This is a genomic window from Mycobacterium sp. (assembly GCF_035314905.1).
Taxonomy (GTDB): Bacteria; Actinomycetota; Actinomycetes; order Mycobacteriales; family Mycobacteriaceae; genus Mycobacterium.
In genome coordinates, this window is record NZ_DATFYW010000114.1 from 1 (window position 1) to 18,760 (window position 18,760).

At 67.2% G+C, this 18,760-nt stretch carries 19 protein-coding genes; 7 read left to right on the top strand and 12 right to left on the bottom strand.

Translation table 11 applies throughout. The features are described 5' to 3' along the window. The coding region (locus VKG81_RS09595) for a hypothetical protein (RefSeq protein ID WP_324395696.1) at positions 1-280 on the top strand (280 nt) is incomplete at its 5' end. Between the two features lie 28 nt (positions 281-308). On the opposite strand, the gene VKG81_RS09600 is transcribed toward VKG81_RS09595, so the two are convergent. Then, complete coding sequence (locus tag VKG81_RS09600; RefSeq protein ID WP_324395697.1) at positions 309-872, bottom strand: hypothetical protein; 564 nt, start codon at positions 870-872, stop codon at positions 309-311. A 121-nt stretch (positions 873-993) separates the two neighbouring features. On the opposite strand from VKG81_RS09600, the gene VKG81_RS09605 reads away from it, so the two are divergent. Beyond that, positions 994-1,428 carry a MarR family winged helix-turn-helix transcriptional regulator gene (locus tag VKG81_RS09605; protein WP_324395698.1) on the top strand — a complete coding sequence of 145 codons (435 nt, stop codon included), beginning with the start codon at positions 994-996 and terminating at the stop codon, positions 1,426-1,428. 19 nt (positions 1,429-1,447) lie between these two features. Next, entirely contained in the window at positions 1,448-2,311 is an 864-nt protein-coding gene (locus VKG81_RS09610) for an LLM class F420-dependent oxidoreductase (RefSeq protein ID WP_324395699.1), read from the top strand. Positions 2,312-2,333: 22 nt separating this feature from the next. Here VKG81_RS09610 and VKG81_RS09615 read toward each other — a convergent pair whose 3' ends face one another. The 5 genes from VKG81_RS09615 to VKG81_RS09635 all read right to left on the bottom strand — a co-directional run bounded on the left by VKG81_RS09615 (position 2,334) and on the right by VKG81_RS09635 (position 7,386). Further along, positions 2,334-2,807, bottom strand: a complete 474-nt coding sequence (locus VKG81_RS09615; protein WP_324395700.1) for a (2Fe-2S)-binding protein — start codon at positions 2,805-2,807, stop codon at positions 2,334-2,336. After that, positions 2,800-3,675, bottom strand: coding sequence for a xanthine dehydrogenase family protein subunit M (locus VKG81_RS09620; protein ID WP_324395701.1), 876 nt, complete (start codon positions 3,673-3,675; stop codon positions 2,800-2,802). Before VKG81_RS09620 ends, VKG81_RS09615 begins: the two co-directional genes overlap by 8 nt. Further along, complete coding sequence (locus VKG81_RS09625; RefSeq protein WP_324395702.1) at positions 3,672-3,815, bottom strand: hypothetical protein; 144 nt, start codon at positions 3,813-3,815, stop codon at positions 3,672-3,674. The genes VKG81_RS09620 and VKG81_RS09625 overlap by 4 nt, the downstream gene beginning before the upstream one ends. Further along, entirely contained in the window at positions 3,812-6,130 is a 2,319-nt protein-coding gene (locus tag VKG81_RS09630; protein ID WP_324395703.1) for a xanthine dehydrogenase family protein molybdopterin-binding subunit, read from the bottom strand. The genes VKG81_RS09625 and VKG81_RS09630 overlap by 4 nt, the downstream gene beginning before the upstream one ends. 98 nt (positions 6,131-6,228) lie before the next feature. Beyond that, entirely contained in the window at positions 6,229-7,386 is a 1,158-nt protein-coding gene (locus tag VKG81_RS09635) for an XdhC family protein (RefSeq protein WP_324395704.1), read from the bottom strand. 38 nt (positions 7,387-7,424) lie between these two features. Here VKG81_RS09635 and VKG81_RS09640 point away from each other — a divergent pair, with 38 nt between their 5' ends. Continuing rightward, the gene (locus VKG81_RS09640; protein WP_324395705.1) at positions 7,425-8,000 is read left to right on the top strand and encodes a nucleotidyltransferase family protein; all 576 of its coding nucleotides are present in this window, start codon (positions 7,425-7,427) and stop codon (positions 7,998-8,000) included. A 32-nt stretch (positions 8,001-8,032) separates the two neighbouring features. Here the strand turns inward: VKG81_RS09640 and car are convergent, their stop codons facing one another. The 6 genes from car to VKG81_RS09670 all read right to left on the bottom strand — a co-directional run bounded on the left by car (position 8,033) and on the right by VKG81_RS09670 (position 16,005). Then, entirely contained in the window at positions 8,033-11,584 is a 3,552-nt protein-coding gene (gene car, locus VKG81_RS09645; protein WP_324395706.1) for a carboxylic acid reductase, read from the bottom strand. Between the two features lie 341 nt (positions 11,585-11,925). Next, positions 11,926-12,177, bottom strand: a complete 252-nt coding sequence (locus tag VKG81_RS09650; protein ID WP_324395707.1) for a hypothetical protein — start codon at positions 12,175-12,177, stop codon at positions 11,926-11,928. A 102-nt stretch (positions 12,178-12,279) separates the two neighbouring features. After that, entirely contained in the window at positions 12,280-12,705 is a 426-nt protein-coding gene (locus VKG81_RS09655; protein ID WP_324395708.1) for a hypothetical protein, read from the bottom strand. Between the two features lie 236 nt (positions 12,706-12,941). Continuing rightward, entirely contained in the window at positions 12,942-13,067 is a 126-nt protein-coding gene (locus tag VKG81_RS09660; RefSeq protein ID WP_324395709.1) for a hypothetical protein, read from the bottom strand. Positions 13,068-13,198: 131 nt separating this feature from the next. Beyond that, positions 13,199-14,740 carry an aldehyde dehydrogenase family protein gene (locus VKG81_RS09665; RefSeq protein WP_324395710.1) on the bottom strand — a complete coding sequence of 514 codons (1,542 nt, stop codon included), beginning with the start codon at positions 14,738-14,740 and terminating at the stop codon, positions 13,199-13,201. Continuing rightward, positions 14,737-16,005 carry a VOC family protein gene (locus tag VKG81_RS09670; protein WP_324395711.1) on the bottom strand — a complete coding sequence of 423 codons (1,269 nt, stop codon included), beginning with the start codon at positions 16,003-16,005 and terminating at the stop codon, positions 14,737-14,739. The genes VKG81_RS09665 and VKG81_RS09670 overlap by 4 nt, the downstream gene beginning before the upstream one ends. Before the next feature lie 30 nt (positions 16,006-16,035). On the opposite strand from VKG81_RS09670, the gene VKG81_RS09675 reads away from it, so the two are divergent. The 3 genes from VKG81_RS09675 to VKG81_RS09685 all read left to right on the top strand — a co-directional run. Then, positions 16,036-16,497, top strand: a complete 462-nt coding sequence (locus VKG81_RS09675) for an Lrp/AsnC family transcriptional regulator (RefSeq protein WP_324395712.1) — start codon at positions 16,036-16,038, stop codon at positions 16,495-16,497. A gap of 62 nt (positions 16,498-16,559) precedes the next feature. Further along, positions 16,560-17,915 carry an L-lysine 6-transaminase gene (gene lat, locus VKG81_RS09680; protein WP_324395713.1) on the top strand — a complete coding sequence of 452 codons (1,356 nt, stop codon included), beginning with the start codon at positions 16,560-16,562 and terminating at the stop codon, positions 17,913-17,915. A 196-nt stretch (positions 17,916-18,111) separates the two neighbouring features. Beyond that, positions 18,112-18,760: diaminopimelate decarboxylase family protein (locus VKG81_RS09685; RefSeq protein ID WP_414685211.1), on the top strand; the 649-nt coding region annotated here is incomplete at its 3' end.

Consider the following 18,760-nt stretch of genomic DNA (forward strand, 5'->3'; position numbering starts at 1 on the left):
CAATGATCTATTCGCTCAATACAATTCGATTATCCGCGAGGTGTCGCTGGCCCATGGCACCGATTACGTTCCGTTCTACGAACGGTTCGTGGCACGGCTCGAGCATGTCCCAGGCAAGCCGTTCACCCAGTTCCGCTTCCGCCGCTTCTATCGCGACTATCTGTTCCGCGAGTTCCTCCTGCACCGTAGCTTCGACGAGATCGCGCGAATGAACGGCTGGGAGTTTCACATCGACGGGGTACACCTCAACAGCCGGGGCGGCCAGTCCTGGTGGAGGTGATCCAAGAGGTCCTTGATGCGGCCGAACCTTAAAACTCCTCGACGCTCTCGATGCTGACGAACATCCCGCGCCCGGTGCGGTCGTTGGTGAAGCGGGTGCCGTCGCTGGAGGCGTCGATTGTCCAGCCCTGCGCCCGGTAGGTCTGGTACTGAAGCGTGACGGCCGGGATGTCGCCGAGGTTGCCCACCAGCCAGCGAAATTGACCGTCGGCTGTGACGTTGACGCCGTTCGCGGGCTCGCCGCCCTGAATCGGCGGGTTGGCGAACTCGGCCTCACAGCCAACCGCCTGACGGGAGATTTGGCAGCGGGTTCTTCCCGACTTCGTCTCGATGAACACATAGCCCGCTGAGTCCGGCGCCAGCGCGATCGCGCCCCCGGGTGGTGGAGCCGGCGGCGGAGCCGACGGTCCGACCGACGTCGGGGGAGCAGGGGTCGTCGGGGCGGGCGGCGACACTTTCGGCCGCGTCGTCGGGAGGCTCGGCTCGGCTTCGTCACCGCAACCCGGACACGTCGCCCTGCCGGTGATCGTCGAGTCGCACGCGCAGGTCAGCGCGGTCGCGGCAATGAGCACCAAAGCGGTATTGCGGAGCATGCCCAACTATCGGGCGCGAGCAGACGCGGAATCGCCCGACACGCCGAGGGACCAGGCGATTTCGGCAGATGGTTTACAGTTTCGACTGTACAGTTTCAACTGTTTGTTCTAGGCTGGTGGTATGGAGGAGATCAGCGAGTCCGCGGTGCAAGGGGCGCGCGATCTGCGGGTGGTGTTCAGTCGGCTGCGGCGCCGGCTGAAGGATCTCGCGACCGGAGACGACCTCACGCCGTCCCAGACCGCGGTGCTCACCCGGTTGTGGAAAGAGGGTGCGTCGTCAACCAGTGCGCTGGCCGGGGCCGAGCGGGTCCGGCCGCAGTCAATGGCCACGATCGTGGCCGCCCTGGAAGGCCATGGCTTGATTCGTCGCACGCCGGACCCCGACGACAGCCGCCGCCAGGTGATCACGCTGACCAAGGACGGGCGCAAACGCGCCGAGAGCGATCGTCACGCCCGCGAGGAATGGCTGGCGCGGGCACTGCACGACCAGTTTTCAGAGCGGGAGCGCCGGGTAATCGTTGAGGCGCTTTCGCTTCTGCAGCGATTGACCGAGTGATGAAAGGATAACCGCGACAATGGAATTAGGTGTACACTTCATCGACTTCCTGCCAGGTGCGGCCAAGATGGGGCCGACGCTCGCCGCTACCGCCAAGGCGGCCGAAGACGGCGGCATGACGATGTTCACGCTGGCGGACCACTTCTTCCAGATGGAGGGCGTCGGCCGCGCCGAGGACCCGTTCCTCGAGTGCTATACGTCGTTGGGGTTTCTGGCCGGGCAGACGCAGAAGATCACGCTGACCGCGCTGGTCACCGGTGTCACGTACCGCTACCCCGGTGTGTTGGCGAAAATCGTCACGACGCTGGATGTGCTCTCACAGGGCAGGTCCATGTTCGGTATCGGGGCGGCGTGGTACGAGCGCGAACACGTCGGGCTGGGGATCCCGTACCCTGCGGTGAGCCAGCGATTCGAGATGCTCGAGGAAACCATCCAGATCTGCCAACAGATGTGGAGTGACAACGACGGACCCTACCAAGGCAAGCACTACCGGCTGGCCGAGACAATATGTGAGCCGCAACCGATCCGGCGTCCACCGATCCTGATCGGCGGTGGGGGAGAGAAGAAGACGCTGCGGCTGGTCGCCCAGTACGCCGACGTGTGGAACAGTACCGCGCAAACCGTCGACGAGCTCAAGCACAAGATCGAAGTGCTGCACCGGCACTGCGAGACGGTGGGCCGCGATCCCGCCGGGATTCGTCTGACCGCCGGCTTGTTCCGTGACCCGTTCGAGGATTTGGACGACTACGTGAAAACGGTCGAAAGCTACGCCGAACTGGGAATCGACCTGATCAATGTCGGTCCGCTGCCGGGCAATCCCGACCCGGTCGGGTTCGTCCGCCGCCTGGGCGACGAGGTGGTGCCCAGGGTGACGGCGGGCTGACATCAGGTGCCCGGCGCGCGGGCTATCCAGTCAGTTCCGCCGCGCGGCGGACGGCGTTGACGATGCCCTGATAACCGGTGCAGCGGCACAAGTTGCCGGACAGCCCTTGGCGGATCTCTTCATCAGTCGGGTCGGGGTTGTCCTGCAGCAGCGCCGTGATCGTGGTGACGAAGCCCGGTGTGCAGAACCCGCATTGGAGTCCGTGACACTCCCTCAGTGCGGCCTGCACGGGCGAGAGCTCACCGTCGGGCGAGGCGATGCCCTCCACCGTTGTGACCTCCTGGCCATCCACCTGAACCGCGAAGATCAGGCACGACCTGACGGCCGCACCGTCGAGAAGCACCGTGCAGGCGCCACACACGCCATGCTCGCAGCCGAGATGTGTACCCGTGAGGCCGCACTTTTCGCGCAGGTAATCCGCCAGCGTCAGGCGCGGTTCGACGATCGCCTCAGTGGATCGCCCGTTGACCGAGATCTGGACGGGCAACTCATTCATCACGTGCCTCCGTGGTGGCTGACAGCCAGGCCCGCGCCACCATGGTGGCGCCGATCCTGGTGCGGTAGGTCGCCGACCCCTGCAGGTCGGCGGGGACATCGTCGAGTCCGCTCATCGCGAGGGCGCCGATCTCCTCAGGGTCGATGTCGTCGACCGGCCGGCCCAGTGCGGCTTCCTCGGCGGCCGAACCACGTCTCGGTGTGGAGCCCAGGCCCAGCAGCCCGATGCCACAGCGGCTGACGTGGTCGTCGGCGTCGAGTTCAACGCCGACCACAGCCCCCGCGATCGCGAAATCGCCGTGACGGCGCGCGAATTCGTGCACAGCGAAGCCAGACCGTCCGTCCCATACCGGAAATCGCACGCCGACAAGAACTTCGTCGGGTGCCAGAGCGGTTTCCCACAACCCGGTGAAGAAGTCGGCGGCCGGGATTGTGCGGCGTCCGCCCGGCGAGACCGCTTCCATCTCCGCGTCGAGCGCCAGCGCGACCGCCGGATACTCCGCGGCCGGATCGGCGTGGGCGATCGACCCGCCGAGTGTTCCCCGGCTGCGGATCTGGAAATGCCCGATGAACGGCGTAACCCGGGTGAGCAGGGGCACCGCGGCGGCTATCTGCTCATCGCCGCCGACGGTGGCGTCGGTGGTGCCCGCGCCGATCCGAACCGAGCCGTCATCTCGCGCGATGCCCTTGAGCTCGTCCAATCGGGACACATCGATCAGATGGTCGAAGAACGCCAGCCGCAACGAGAGCATCGGGACCAGACTCTGGCCGCCACCCAGAATCTTGGCGTCGTCGCCGAACTCGGCCAGCATCCGCGCGGCGTCGTCGACGCTTTCGGGGCGGTGGTATTCGAACGACGCGGGCTTCATGAGCGATGGCCTCGCTTGGCTACCGGCACCAGCGCGGCGGCATTGCCCTGCCCGCGGGTCTCCTTGGCGCCGGCCTTGATGACCGCACGACGCGCTGACCCGTCCTTCTCGTGGAACACCGCTTTGCCCCCGTACTTCATCCTGTGGCTTGTTCGATCAGGTCGACTATCGATGCGGGACTGGCGGGCAGGCTGGTCAGTGTCACGCCGAGCGGTGCCAGCGCGTCGTTGATCGAGTTGATGACGGCCGGTGTCGAGCCGATCGCACCGCCTTCGCCGACGCCTTTGTACCCGCCGACACCCGGACCCGGAATCTCGACGTGGCCGTACTCGATGACCGGGACCTCGGTGGCCGTCGGCAGCAGATAGTCGACGAACGTCGATGCCAGCGGATTGCCGTCGTCGTCGTAAACGAGGTTCTCCAAAAGCGCGCCGCCGATGCCCTGTACCGTGCCGCCGGCGATCTGGCCCTCGACCACATTGGGATTGATCATCGGGCCGACGTCTTCACTGACGATGTAGCGGGTCAATGCCACATGGCCGGTTTTCACGTCCACCTCGCAGGTGCACGCGTGCGTCGCGTTGGCCCAGTGGATCGGCGCCTGAGAGGTGAAACGCGCGGTCGCCTCCAGCGACGCCGACATGCCGGGCGGCAGCTGCTGGGGCTCGTAGTACGCGCGGTAGGCCAGGTCGGCGAAGCTCACACTCTTGGCCGAATCGTTGCGGACGCCGGCCCGGGAGCCGGCCAGCTCGATCTCGGATTCCGCCACGCCCAAAAAGTGGGCGGCCATCGCCACGATCTGTTTGCGCACAACTGTGGCGGCTTCGTTGACGGCCCCGGCCGTCATCGGCCCGCTGCGGCTGCCCTGAGTGCCGGCTCCGTACGGTGTCACCGCCGTGTCGCCCTGGATGGTGGCCACGTCGTCGATGTCGGCGCCCAGCGCGTCGGCGGTCAACTGGACGACGGTGGTCTCGATGCTGTTCCCGCTCGAACCGCCGTTGACGTAGACATTGATCTTGCCGGTCGGCTCGACGCGGATCGCGGCGCCCTCGGTGGCGAGGTGGCCGGTTGCGGCACCGGTCGGCTCGATATATGCGGAGAATCCCAGGCCGATGTAGCGACCCTGGTGCAGGGCGTCGCTCTGCTCCTTCCGGAAGCCCCCATGATCGAGGATCTTCACGGCCTGCTCGAACGTCTCGATCGGAGCGACATGGTCGTAGGGCATGCCGTTGGGATTGACGTAGGGCATCTCGTCCCGGCGCAGCAGGTTCCGCCGCCGCAGGTCGACGGGATCGACGTTCATCTTCCGCGCGGCGATATCGAGCAGGATTTCGCGGGCGAGGGTTTCGTACTGCCACGGACCACGGTAGGCCGCCAGGCCGCTGGTGTTGGAGAACACCGTCTTGTACGCGAAGCTGGCCCTGGGGACGCGGTATGGGCCGGGGAAGAACATCCCGACGGCGGCGGTCGTGAACACCGGGTACGGCGTCGGGTACGCCCCGACGTCCTGGATGAAGTCGATGTCGGCGGCGAGGATGTTGCCGTCGTCATCAAAGGCCATCCTGGCCGTGCCGTTGACGTGCCGGGCCTGCCCGGCGGCCATCAGGTTCTCGCGCCGGTCCTCGATCCACTTCAGCGCCGCGGGCACCTTGCGGGCGGCCAGCATGATGCACATGTCTTCGCGCATCGGGACGACCTTCTGGCCGAAGCCTCCGCCGGTGTCGCGCATGATGACCCGGACGCGCTGTGCGGGAATGCCCAGCAGGCGCGCGCAGAATGCGCGCATCTCGTGCGGCGTCTGGGTGGAGGCCCAGATGGTCAATTCGTCCGAGGCGGCCTGCCACTCGACGACGATGCCCCGCGTCTCGATCGGCACCGGCAGATAGATCTGCTGGTAGACGTTTTCGGAGACGACGTGCGCGGCCGAGGAGAAGGTCTCCTCGTCGGGCGGGGCCCCGGCCATTCCCCCCGCGACGTTGTCGGGGTAGTTCTGGTGAACGAGCACATCCGATGTCTGGGCTTTGGTGAAATCGGCGATGGCCGGCAGGGGCTCGTAGTCGACCTCGACCAGTTCGATCGCATCCTCGGCGAGGTATCGGTTCTCGGCGATAACGAGCGCAACGGGGTCGCCGACGAACCTTACTTCATCCTCGGCCAACGGTGGGCGAGGCGTGTCGGGAACATCCTTGCCCGCTACGGCGTACCAGGCCTCCTTCGCGCCGGGGTTGAGGTCGGCGGCGACGAAGACCGCGTGAACGCCGGGCAGCGCCACCGCCGCTGAACTGTCGATGCCGTTGATCCGGGCACGCGCAAACGGGCTGCGCACGAAGCAGGCGTGCAGCATGCCCGGCCGCGATACGTCGTCGACGAACGTGCCACGCCCGGTAAGCAGGCGGGTGTCTTCGACCCGCTGAACCCGGGTGCCCGCATAGCGGGCCGCGACAGCCTCCGTCATGGGATTCGCTCCCCTCCGCCGAGCCGATTGCCAGTCACGCTGAGCAGTCGCACAGCGTGACTGTACTAGGGGCCGTGACGGGAGTCACGTGTGGCCGGCTACCGCCTGCCGGATCGGGTGGCCAAGGCGTCTTCGGTCATGTCGTGGTGGATGCGTCCGTCAACCTCGGTCAACGGGCGGCCCTGGCCGCCCCATCGGCGCGCGATGATCTCTGCCGCAATCGACACCGCGGTTTCCTCCGGCGTTCGAGCGCCGAGGTCCAGACCGATCGGGCTGGCAAGCCGGCCCAGCTCGGCCTCGCTCAGACCGACCTCGCGCAACCGGTCCATCCGGTCCTTGTGCGTCTGCCGCGAGCCCATGGCCCCGACGTAGGCGACCTCGGGGAGGCGCAGCGCCACCTTCAAGACCGGCACATCGAACTTCGGGTCATGGGTGAGCACGCAGATGACCGTGCGGCCGTCGATGGCGCCCCGCTCCGCTTGCGCTGCCAGGTAGCGGTCGGGCCAGTTGACGACGACCTCGTCGGCGGCGGGGAATCGGGCCCGCGTCGCGAACACGGGGCGGGCGTCGCACACGGTGACCCGGTAGCCGAGAAACGCGCCCTGCTCGGCCAGCGCCGCGGCGAAGTCGATCGCACCGAACACCAGCATCCGCGGGCGTGGCGCGTAACTCGAGACGAACACCTCCATCTCCACGCCTTGCCGCTGGCCGTCCGGCCCGTAGGTCAAAACGGCGGTGCGGCCGGCGGCGAGCAGGCCCCGCGCGTCATCGCTGAGGGCAGCATCCGCACGCGCAGAGCCCAGCGACCCGCCGATTGCATCATGCCCGATGACCAGCCTGCGTCCGATCCATTCCGGGTCTGGATGCGCGATGACGGTGGCCACAGCGGTCGGGTGCTGCGCGGCGATGTCGTCAGCCACCGCCTGCAGTTGCGGGAAGGTGCTCCGGGATACGGGTTCGGCGAAGACTTCGATGACGCCGCCGCAGGTGAGGCCCACGGCGAATGCGTCTTCGTTGCTGATGCCGTAGCGCTGCAGCGCGGGCCGCCCGGTTTGCACCACCTCGTTGCACAGCTCATAGACGGCCGCTTCGACGCAGCCGCCGGATACCGATCCGGCCACCGCGCCGTCGGGGGCGACGACCATCGTTGCGCCGGGCGGCCGCGGCGCCGACCGGATTGTGCGCACCACCGTGGCCACGCCGGCCGTACCACCGGCCCGCCAGATCGACATCAACTCCGCGAGTATGTCACGCACCACCGCAAGTCTATTGCGGCGCGAGATCATTGAAGGCGATGTGCACTGAACCCGTGGCGAACGTCGTCGGAGTGCTGCTCGCCGCCGGTGCGGGACGGCGCTACGGCAAGCCGAAGGTGCTCGTCGAGGGCTGGCTGGCCACCGCGGTCAACGCGCTTCAAGACGGGGGATGCATGAACGTCATCCTGGTTCTCGGCGCCGCCGACGTCGCGGCTCCGGCGGGGGTCGTCAGTGTCACCGCCCCGGACTGGGAGAGGGGGCTGAGCGCATCGGTTCGGACCGGCCTGCTGCACGCCGAGCGCATGAACGCGGACTACGCCGTCTTGCACGTCGTCGACACACCCGATGTCGGTGCCGCGGTGGTGGTGCGAGTTCTGAAGCGGGCCTTGGCGTCCCGCAGCGGGCTCGCACGCGCATGGTTCGGTGGCCGGCCAGGCCATCCCGTCGTCATCCGGCGCGACCACTGGCCCGGCGTGCTCGCCCGGCTTTCCGGGGACCAGGGCGCGGCCGCGTACATGCGCACCGCCCGCGACGTCGAGGTCGTCGACTGCAGCGACATTGCGAGCGGCCGCGACCGGGATCAACCCGGCGACGTGCGGGACCGCGACGCATAGGGATTGAGGGACCGTCGGTGGTCGGCGTGCCGCTAGATCAGCCCGAGGCGTCGCAGGTCGCTGACGTACTTGCCGATCAACTCCGACGACAGGTGCGGGATGTCGTTGTCGGCGCCCACTTTGGCGACCCGCACTGCGGAGTGAAACGCCTCGGTTGGGGCGATCGCGCCGCGGACCGGCTTCTCGGGTCTCTCATAGGCGTGCAGCAGCGGCAGGACCGAGTGTTGACGCTGCTTTTCGGGTAGGGCCTTCAGCACGGTCTCGAAACGCTCGAGCCACCGCTGATAGTCGTCGATCCGATGGATCGCCTCGCCGCCATCGATCAGCCAGTCGACGAACGTGTCCAGGGAGACGCCGTCGTCGTAGGGATTCATCACGTCGAACGAGTGGAACCCGTCGGTGTTCTGCGCGCCCAGCGTGGTGATCGCCTCGGCGACGAAGTCGACGGGCAGCCCGTCGTAATGCGCCCTCGGCCGATAGCCTGAGGCGTCAGTCTCGTAGAACGAGCGTGGCGCGATGCCCGTCGTCAGGAGGCTGAAAATCAGCCTGGTGAAAGCGTCGGGCACATTCAGCTGCCCGGCGTACGTGCTGTGGGCCAGGATCATGTCGGAGCGGAACACCGCGACGGGCAGGCCACACAGGTCGTGAGCCTCCGACAGGAGCACTTCGCCGGCCCACTTGCTGTTGGCGTAACCGTTGGCATAGGTGCCGTCGATCGGGCGCACCGGGCTGACCTCGCGGATGTCACCGTCCTCCCGAAACTCCTTGGGGTCGACCGTCATTGCGACGGCCACCGTGGACAAGTAGGTGACCGGCTTGATCCTCGCGGTGATCGCCAGGCGGATCAGCTCTGCTGTTCCCACGACATTGGGGCCGAACAATTGGTCATAGGGAAGAACGTGATTGACCAGCGCGGCCGGATGGACGATCAGATCAACACCCGCGGCGAGCCGGTTCCACGTGGCGGCCTCCAAGCCCAGGTTGGGTTCGGCCACGTCGCCGGCGACGACCTCGAGGTGATCGGCTGCCAGTTCGTGGAAACGCCGCAGGAGGGCGGGGTCTGTGCCGTCGAAGGCCCGCTCCAGCCGCGCCCGTGCCTGGGCGGTATCGCTGCCCCGGACGATGGCGATCAGCGTCCCGCCGGTCTGCGACAGCCGGTCCAACCACTCCAGAGCCAAGAAGCGTCCGAGCCACCCGTTGGCGCCGGTCAGCAGGACCGTGCGCGGGTCGGCGGTGGCGCGCGGCAGCGTCGGGGCTTCGGCCAGTGTCTCGGCGTCGATGAACTTGTCGAGGGTGAGGTCGCCGGCGCGGACATCGGTCGCGCCGCGCCCGTGCACTGTGGCGAAGGTGGGCCGCGTGGCGCCTGAACCACGCTGATTTTCGGCGTATTCCGCAAGCTGCCGGAGGCTTCCAGCGGGGTTGATGATGACGCCGACCGGCACCTCGACGCCGAACATGTCGCTCAGCAGGTTGGAGAAGGTCAGCGCGGAAAGGGAATCGCCGCCGAGGTCGGTGAAGTGCGCGTCCGGGTCGACGTCAACGTCGGCGGATCCCAACACCACCCGCGCGGCGCCGATGACGGTGTCGATCGCGGGTTGGTGTGCGGCGGCTTCGCGGAGTTCGCGCAGCTCGTCGGTGCGTGCAACGGCAAGGTCGGCGTAGAGCTGCTCGAGCCGCTCGCCGTAGTGGTCTTTGAGCTTGGGCCGCAGTATCTTCCCGACGCCGGAAAGCAAACCGTTCGCGGCGCTGAACGGATCGGTTTCGATCAGGAAGTCGGCGGGTGCCTCGTAGGACTGCAGCTCGGCTGCCCGTGCGGTCTCGCGGAGCGATTCGCCCAGTGCGCTCTTCAGCGCGGCGGTGTCGCCGCCGAACCTGTGCAACGCCTCGCGGGTGGGAACGATGACGGCGAGCAGGAAGGACCGTTCGCTGTTGCCGTACACGAAGATCTGCCTGACCAGCGGCGCGGCCGCGAACACGGCCTCGAGGTTGGCGACAGCCACGAATTCGCCTTGTGCGAGCTTCAAGACGTTCTTGCTTCGGTCAACGTAGACGAGGTGGTCGGGCGCGATCTCGGCCATCACGTCGCCGGTGTGATAGTAGCCGTCGGCGTCGAACACCTCGGCGGTCACATCGGGGCGTTTGTAGTAGCCCGGCGACGTGGTGTCCGACTTGACGAGCAACTCTCCGCGCGGGTAGGGCTTGTCGCTGCGGAAGTACCCCAGCTCGGGAACGTCAACGAGTTTGTAGTCGATCACCGGAGGACGCGTGATCACACCGTCCTTGTAGACCGCGCCGACCTCTGTCGCGCCGTAGCCGTCGGTGATGTGCACGTCGAGGCAAGAATCGATGAACGCCTTCATTTCCCCGGCCAGCGGTGCGGTTCCGACGAACCCGTCGAGCACCCGGCCACCGAGCACCTGCTCCCTCAGTTCGAGGGCCGCCTCAGCCTCCGCGACCGCCGGCGCGGCGCCTGCGCCGATGCGCCGGTCGACGGCGCCGCGATAGTGCTGAAAGAGCATGTCGACGACTCGCGGCACAAGGCCCATCTCGGTGGGACGCACGAGGGCCCAGTCCTCCAACAACGTCGACAGGTCGGACTCCGGCACGAAATAACTTGTGCCGCCGGCACGGAACGACGAGACGAGCGGCAATCGGCCGCCGAGGTGATTGAGCGGCATGAAATTGACGTTGAACACCGGTATTTCGGATTGCGTGACGAACGCCTTGCCGGTCCACAGATTCGCGACGATCCGCTCGCTGTACATCACGCCCTTCGGCGTGCCGGTGCTCCCAGAGGTGTACATGATCATCGCCAGCCGCTCGTCGGTGTCGGCCGTGTAGATCGGCTCGCGCGGTAAGGCGTTGCCGCGCTCGACAACGTCCGTGAGGGTGTCGATGACGACCGCCATGCCGGCGTCGTGCAGGCGGGTGCGGGCCCGCTGCAGGTTCTCCCGGTGCTCGTCGACCTCCGGCTGGTAGTCGAAGACGAGCAGATGCCGCAGCGACCCGCTGGCCAGCACGGATTCGACGGCCAGATCCAGGTAGGGTGCGCTCACCGCGAGCACCCGCGGTTCGACCTCGTCAATGATCGGCTTCAACTGCGAGACGGGTGCGTTGTGCTGCAGCGGTACCGATACCAGGCCCAGATAGGCGCACGCCAGGTCGACAGTCAGGTAGTCCGGACTCGCGAAGCCGACGGTGGCGACGAAGTCTCCCGGGCTCAGCGGGTGAGTCGGGAGGTGGCGCCACGCGGTGGCTATCGCACTCACCCGGTCCCACAGGTCGCGGTAGGTGATCGTGTCAAACCGGGCCAGCAGTTGCGCCGACGCGCGACCGGTGACGGGGTCGGTGGTCAACGCACGGCTGCGCTGACCGAGCGCCGGCCTATCCGCGTAGGCCTCGACGAACGTCTGCAAAATCTCCGCGAGCCGAAGGCCCGGCCGGCCCGCGGCTTCGACCACCGCGGGATCGGGCCTGGCCTCGGCGAACTGGGTGTCGCCGGCATACAAGTCAGCGGTCCGGCGGGCGCGCCGCTCGTCTCGGGTATCGCTCACATCTGCGGGGGTGCCGAGTTCAATCGTCATGGGCAACCTTCCACTCGCTTTCACGCGCGATACCTATTGGCTGGTAACTCCGGCGGATACCCTCAGCCTTCCTGATCGCCGGTGTGACTGTCGGCACACAGGATTCGCACAGCCTGCGGCGCGTATTTCATCGGCGGCGCTGGGAATCTTTCACTGGCGGCGCAGCGAACCGAAAATGTCGCCGTCATACAGGTGCGCAAGGAAGTGCCCGCCGGGTCTGAGGTGCAGAGTCACATCAGGGATTCGGCGGGCGAGCTCATGCGGCAACTGGGATCCATCAGTTGGTCGTCGCTTCCGGCCCACACGTCAACCGGTACGCGGAGGTCCTCCGGCCCAAACATTCACGTGAACGTGGGAAACCCCTCACCACGCAACACCGCCCCGTCTGCTTCTCCGAGATCGCCCGCGGCCAATCGCCCGGAGAGATCGGGGGCACGACCCGCCGTGAACCGCATGGCGCGGAAGCACAGTCGAGCCACCCACGGTACGTACCGCGACAGCCGGCAGTAGACACGGTCGATCGTCGGCAGACCAGCGAACACGCCGCGCTCGGTCAGCCGTAACGCGCCTGCGATGATCGCGATGCGCGGCACCCGTGGCCAGAGCGCATAGCCGACGGCCGCGGCGTATTGCCCACCCAGCGACCAGCCTATCGCCGTGAACCGGTCGATCCCGAGTAGGTCGAGCAGCGAGAGCTACCGCCTTCTTCCACTCATGTACCGCGCCACTTCACTGCGGGTCAGGTTCATATACGCGCCCTTTTCGACAATCTCGTCCACCCGGTACCCCTGATCCCGAAGCGCCTGCACGAACTTCACCCTGTTCGGGTCGTGCGTCTGGATCTTCGCCTTCGCGAAGCTGCCTTTCGGAACGACGAAGCCGGTGCGACGAGGTTCGCGCTTCACCACGACCGGATCCCGCCGGTACTTCCCTTCCCGCATGTCCTTCAGTGCTCGTTCCCCTCGACTGCCGTCGAGGATCACGTACTCCGGGTTGGACTTGTGTTGGGCAATTTCGACCACGGCGATGTCGTCACGGTTTTCTCGAACGCACTTCGCCTTCGTGCAGTACTTGAAGCCGAGCTCCGCCCTCTCCTGCAGAATCTCGTCTCCGCACGTCACGCACTTCAATCCTCGGTCCTCCGCCTCATCTGATCGCTGCTGTAAGTATACCCCGCGGGGGTATTGCGGTGCTGCGGGGCTGCGGGATCCGCGGGTGGCCAAGCGACACTGACCTCAGCGACGGGACACGCCGGCGGGGCGTCGGTGAGTTCAATGTCGCGCCGGAGGTGGGTAGCCGGCGGGCGAGAACCGCACGCCGCGGCCTGGTGCGGTGATGATGCCCCGCCAGCATCGCGCTAAGACTTGCCCACCGCGGGGGCCGCGCCGACGAAGATGTGCAGCCGACCCCGTGGCGGGCATTCGGCGGCCATCGATGGCCATCCGAACGGAGCACCGCCGGCCTGCTCCGGACCGATCTCCACGGGGTTCCTATCCATTGCCGCGCTGCCGCACCCACATGGTCCTACGGCGTCGCAGGAGAGCGACTGTCCTTAGCGGGATCTCTACGGGCCAGCCGTAGCAGCAACACATTGAACCTTCGCGCTCAGGCCGATCAGCCGAAGTGCACACCCTGAGCCAGCGGCAGCGCCTGTGAGTAGTTGACGGTGTTGGTGGCCCGCCGCATGTACGCCTTCCACGCGTCGGAGCCGGATTCGCGGCCGCCGCCGGTCTGCTTCTCGCCGCCGAACGCCCCACCGATCTCGGCGCCTGAGGTCCCAATGTTGACATTGGTGATGCCGCAGTCGGACCCGTCGGCCGCCATGAACCGCTCCGCTTCGCGCATGTCGATGGTGAAGATTGACGACGAAAGTCCCTGCGGTACAGCGTTATTCAACGTTATTGCATCGTCCAGCGCATCGTAGGTGAGCACATAAAGGATCGGCGCGAATATCTCGCGGTGCACGAGCTCGGTCTGTGCCGGCATCCGCACCACCGCGGGCCGCACGTAATACGAGTTCGGACCAAGATCGACACGCTCGCCCCCGAAGACCTCGCCGCCGTCGGCGCGGGCTTGCTCCAGCGCGCCGACCATCTCGCGGTAGGCGGTCTCGGTGATCAGAGGTCCGACCAGCGTGCCTTCGTCCGACGGATCACCGATCGGCAGCTGGCGGTACGCGGCCAGTATCCGCTCCACCAGCGTGTCGGCGACCGACCGGTGCACGATCAGTCGCCGCAGCGTCGTGCAGCGCTGCCCGGCCGTGCCGGCCGCGGCGAACACGATGGCGCGCACCGCGAGGTCGAGGTCGGCAGACGGTGCGACGACGGCGGCGTTGTTCCCGCCGAGCTCGAGCAACACACGGCCGAACCGCTGCGCCACGCGCGGCCCGACCTGCCGGCCCATCCGCACCGAGCCGGTCGCGCTCAGCAGCGCCACCCGCGGGTCGTCGACGAGCCGCTCGCCGACTTCCCGGCCGCCGAGGATCACACTGCACACTGTGGGCGGCGCGCCGACGTCGTCGGCGGCCCGCTGGATCAGTGCCTGGCAGGCCAGCGCGGTCAGCGGCGTCAACTCCGAGGGCTTCCACACCACCGTGTCGCCGCACACCAGCGCGATCGCGGTGTTCCATGACCACACGGCCACAGGGAAGTTGAACGCCGTGATGACGCCGACCACGCCCAGCGGATGCCAGGTCTCCATCAGCCGGTGGCCGGGCCGCTCGGAGGCGATGGTGCGCCCGTAGAGCTGACGCGAGAGCCCGACCGCGAACCGGCAGATGTCGATCATCTCCTGCACTTCGCCGAGCGCCTCGGAGGCGATCTTGCCGGCCTCGATCGTCACCAGCGACGCCAGCTCGGCCCTGTGCTCCACGAGCAGCTCACCGAGCCGCGCGACAAGGGCTCCGCGCAGCGGCGCGGGCGTGGTCCGCCAGGTCGTAAACGCCTGGGCCGCTCCGGCGATCGCGGTGTCGGCACCGCCCGGGGTGGTTTCGGCGACGGTGAACAAAACGTCGCCGGTGATCGGGGTGCCGGCCGGTAGCTCCTGCGTGCCGGGTTCACCGAGTTGGGTTGACGAACCGAGCGCACGCAGCGCGTCGCGGACCCGTGCGCGCAGCTCGCCGACGGTGGGCAGCGTGGTGGACTCAGCGGTGGTCATGTGCTTGCCTTTTCGTAGAGCGCGTAGGGGTCGTGGATGTGGTGACCGATCACACCTGCCATCCAGTCCAGGCTGTAGTGGGTGCCGGTGGGACCGCCGAAGGATTCGGCGTCCGCATCGAGGTTGGACCGGAAGATCCCGGCGGCTGAGCGAGGCAGGAAGTCCTCGTACACGATCGGCCGCGACGGGTCCCCGTGCCGATAGTAGGCTAACTTCTGCGCCGCCAGCTCCGCATCGCTGGCCGGAAAATATTGCGGCCAAACCGATTCTACGGCCTGCTGCCACGCCGCACCCGATGCGGCGGCCTTGTCCGCAGCGGCCATCGCGGCGTCGTACCGCTCGCGGCCAATCGGCGTCAGCGCGACACCGCGAGCCTCCACCTCCCCGAACCGGACCCGCAGCGTGCCGTCGGTCACCGAGCCCTCCGGGTCGCGGAAGCGCCGCGGTTCAGCCAGCGCGCGAAACGACGTCTGCCGCAACAACACATCCGGCCCGTCCCAGTGCGGCGGCCCCTGGATCGTATCGATCATCGTGGTGCCCCGCGCGGTCATCCGTCGGTACAGCTCGTCGATGTCGAGCACCCGCGGGGTGAGGTGATTGATGTGAGTCGATCGCACGCCGGCGATGTCGGCGGCCACTGCGGACACCCGGGTAAGCTCCTCATACCAGGCGCGGTCGATTGGTTCCCGGGACAGTGCGAAGGCCGCCACGGCCGCCGCAACGAACCGCTCGGCCCGGTCGGCGGGGATGCCACCATCGGCCGCGATGCGCCGGGCTTCGTCGATCAACGCCGGGTCGAACAGTTGACGCTCTTCGAGAAACCGACAGACGCGGCGCTGCAAGCCGGCCGGAAAGAACCGGGTATCGGCGCTGGCCAGCATCGACGTGAATACCCGAAAGGGGTTGCGCGCCAGCGCGTCCGGATCGACAGGGCGAAACGCCGTCGATACCACTGGTACTGGTGACGCGGCGTCTCGCAGGTCGTAGAAGCCGACCGGATGCATGCCGAACGCGGCGAACAAATCCGCAACGTCGGCCAGCTCGCGCGGGCTGCCGACGCGGATGGCGGCGTGGCGCTCCGCGGTCACGCGGTCCAGCGACCCCAGTCGCCCGGCGCCCGGCCGAAGGGCCACGCAGTCGCTATTCACGTCCGAGCTGACGTCAACCAGGGTGGAGTAGGCAGGAACCTCGGCGCTGTACATCCGCGACAGCGCCGCGGCGAATTGCGCGCGCAGTTGCCAGCTTTCGACGCCCGCCACGCTCATTCCGCACCGCCGCTGAGATAGTCTCCGGCAATGGCAGAGCGCGAGCGACTCGACGAGGTCGACCGCATCCTGGTGCGGGAACTCCTCGCCGACGGGCGGGCGACGCTGGCGCACTTGGCCGCCACCGCCGGGTTGTCGGTCTCGGCGGTGCAGTCGCGGGTGCGGAGGCTGGAGTCGCGGGGGGTGGTGAGGGGGTATACGGCACGCGTTGACCCCGAGGTCCTCGGGCACATGCTTTCGGCGTTCGTGGCGATCACCCCTCTCGATCCCTCTCAACCCGATGATGCGCCCGCCCGGCTCGAACACATCGAGGCCATCGAGTCATGCCACTCGGTGGCGGGTGAGGAAAGCTATGTCCTGCTGGTGCGGGTGGCCTCCCCGCGCGCGCTCGAGGACTTGCTGCAACAGATCCGCACGACGGCGAACGTGCGTACCCGAAGCACCGTCATCTTACAAACATTTTACGAGGGAAGACACTCTACGGCGTATTAAATACTGTCTGCCCACCGCCTTTGCCGAATTTTATCGGCTAGCATCTCAAAGTGACCACGGCTCTGACGTCCGAGCCCTACGAGGGCGCCGCCGACCGGTGGCTCGCGCCTGCCCAGGTACACGCGGTGCTGGGCCGCAGCATGCTGGCCGACGGCCTGGACCTCGTTCTCGACCTCGACCGATCGTCGGGGTCGTATCTGGTCGACGCCAGGACCGGCAAGCGCTACCTGGACATGTTCACGTTCTTTGCGTCGTCAGCGATCGGGATGAATCATCCGGCGCTGGCCGACGATGCCGCCTTCCGAGAGGAACTGGCTGAGGCCGCGGTGAACAAGCCGAGCAACTCCGATGTTTACAGCGTGCCGATGGCCCGGTTCGTCGATACCTTCGTGCGTGTGCTGGGCGATCCGGCGCTGCCGCACCTGTTCTTCGTCGACGGCGGCGCGCTGGCCGTCGAGAACGCGCTCAAGGTGGCGTTCGACTGGAAGAGCCGCCACAACGAGGCGCGCGGCACCGACCCGGCACTCGGCACCAGGGTGCTGCACATGTGCGGCGCGTTCCACGGCCGCAGCGGATACACACTGTCGCTGACCAACACCGAGCAGGTCAAGGTGGCGAGGTTCCCGAAGTTCGACTGGCCGCGCATCGACGCACCCTATATCCGTCCGGCTTTGAACAGGCACGACATGGATGCGCTGGAGGCCGAGTCGCTGCGGCAGGCCCGCGGCGCATTCGAGGCCCATCCGCACGACATCGCCTGCTTCATCGCCGAACCGATCCAGGGCGAAGGCGGTGACCGCCATTTTCGGCCGCAGTTCTTGGCCGCGATGCGCAAGCTGTGCGACGAATACGACGCGCTGCTCATCTTCGACGAGGTGCAAACCGGATGCGGGCTGACCGGAACGGCGTGGGCTTACCAGCAACTCGGTGTGACTCCCGACGTGGTGGCGTTCGGCAAGAAGACGCAGGTGTGCGGCGTAATGGCCGGACGCCGGGTCGACGAGGTCGCCGACAATGTGTTCGCGGTCAGCTCGCGGATCAGCTCCACCTGGGGCGGCAACCTGACCGACATGGTGCGTTCGCGGCGGGTGCTGGAGGTGATCGAGGCCGACGGCCTGTTCGCGCGGGCCGCGGTGCACGGCCACTACCTGCTGTCGCGGCTCGACGACCTGGCCCGCGAACTGCCCGGCCAGGTGCTCGGCGTGCGAGGGCGCGGGCTGATGTGTGCGTTCAGCCTGCCGACCCGAGCACGTCGCGACGAGTTGATCCGCGAACTGTGGCGACAGCGGGTCATCATGCTGGCCAGCGGCTCCGAGAGCGTGCGGTTCCGGCCCGCGCTGACGGTCTCACGCGCCGAGATCGACGCCGCGGTCGCAGCGGTCGCCGACGCGCTGCGCCGCCTCGACTCACGTCCGTAGGGTGCTGTCGCGCGGCTGCCGGGGCGGATCCCGGCCGCGCCATTCGCCCCCGTTTACGGCGCGTGACCCCGACCGGCAGACCCGTTCCGGAGGGCTTGACCGGGGCGAAGCAGGATGCCGTAAAGATGAGGCCCGTCACCGTCAGGGGGTCGTCAAGCATCGTCCCACCGAGCCCGGCCGAGAACACCCTGGGTGTATGACGTTTTTCGATTTGTTGCCGTCGCTGCAGCATGCGGTCACGCCCCGGATAGACCCGGCGATCTGGCCGCTGACCACACATGTCGACAAGTTTGGTCGGCTTTGTGTGGGCGGAGTGGCGTTGACCGAAGTCGCTGACGAATTCCGAACCCCCACATACGTCCTCGACGAGGCCGATTTTCGACATAGGATCCGGCGCTACCGCGCGGCGCTGCCCGACGTCGATGTCGTCTACGCCGGCAAGTCGCTGCTGACGACCGCGGTGGTCCGCTGGGTGACTGAAGAGGGACTGGGCCTGGACGTGTGTTCGGGTGGCGAGCTGGCCACGGCGCTCGCCGGCGGCATGGATCCCGCCCGGATAATCATGCACGGCAACGTCAAAACGCCGGACGAATTGCGTGACGCGGCCACGGTGGGTGTAGGCCGTATCGTCGTGGATTCTCCCATCGAGATCGCCTTCCTGGCCGGGCGAGTGCGCCGATTCCAGCAGGTGCTGCTGCGGGTGACACCGGACATCGACATCCACGGCCACCGCGCGGTGAGCACAGGGGTAGCCGATCAGAAGTTCGGCTTCGCGCTGGCCGACGGGCATGCCGCGCGGGCGATCAAGCGAATTCTGGGTCAGCCGTGGCTCGAGCTGGTCGGGT

Coding starts and splice junctions, on each gene's coding strand:
- VKG81_RS09600 (WP_324395697.1), bottom strand. CDS start 872: ATGCTCCGCAATACCGCTTTGGTGCTCATTGCCGCGACCGCGCTGACC.
- VKG81_RS09605 (WP_324395698.1), top strand. CDS start 994: ATGGAGGAGATCAGCGAGTCCGCGGTGCAAGGGGCGCGCGATCTGCGG.
- VKG81_RS09610 (WP_324395699.1), top strand. CDS start 1,448: ATGGAATTAGGTGTACACTTCATCGACTTCCTGCCAGGTGCGGCCAAG.
- VKG81_RS09615 (WP_324395700.1), bottom strand. CDS start 2,807: ATGAATGAGTTGCCCGTCCAGATCTCGGTCAACGGGCGATCCACTGAG.
- VKG81_RS09620 (WP_324395701.1), bottom strand. CDS start 3,675: ATGAAGCCCGCGTCGTTCGAATACCACCGCCCCGAAAGCGTCGACGAC.
- VKG81_RS09625 (WP_324395702.1), bottom strand. CDS start 3,815: ATGAAGTACGGGGGCAAAGCGGTGTTCCACGAGAAGGACGGGTCAGCG.
- VKG81_RS09630 (WP_324395703.1), bottom strand. CDS start 6,130: ATGACGGAGGCTGTCGCGGCCCGCTATGCGGGCACCCGGGTTCAGCGG.
- VKG81_RS09640 (WP_324395705.1), top strand. CDS start 7,425: ATGTGCACTGAACCCGTGGCGAACGTCGTCGGAGTGCTGCTCGCCGCC.
- car (WP_324395706.1), bottom strand. CDS start 11,584: ATGACGATTGAACTCGGCACCCCCGCAGATGTGAGCGATACCCGAGAC.
- VKG81_RS09665 (WP_324395710.1), bottom strand. CDS start 14,740: ATGACCACCGCTGAGTCCACCACGCTGCCCACCGTCGGCGAGCTGCGC.
- VKG81_RS09670 (WP_324395711.1), bottom strand. CDS start 16,005: ATGAGCGTGGCGGGCGTCGAAAGCTGGCAACTGCGCGCGCAATTCGCC.
- VKG81_RS09675 (WP_324395712.1), top strand. CDS start 16,036: ATGGCAGAGCGCGAGCGACTCGACGAGGTCGACCGCATCCTGGTGCGG.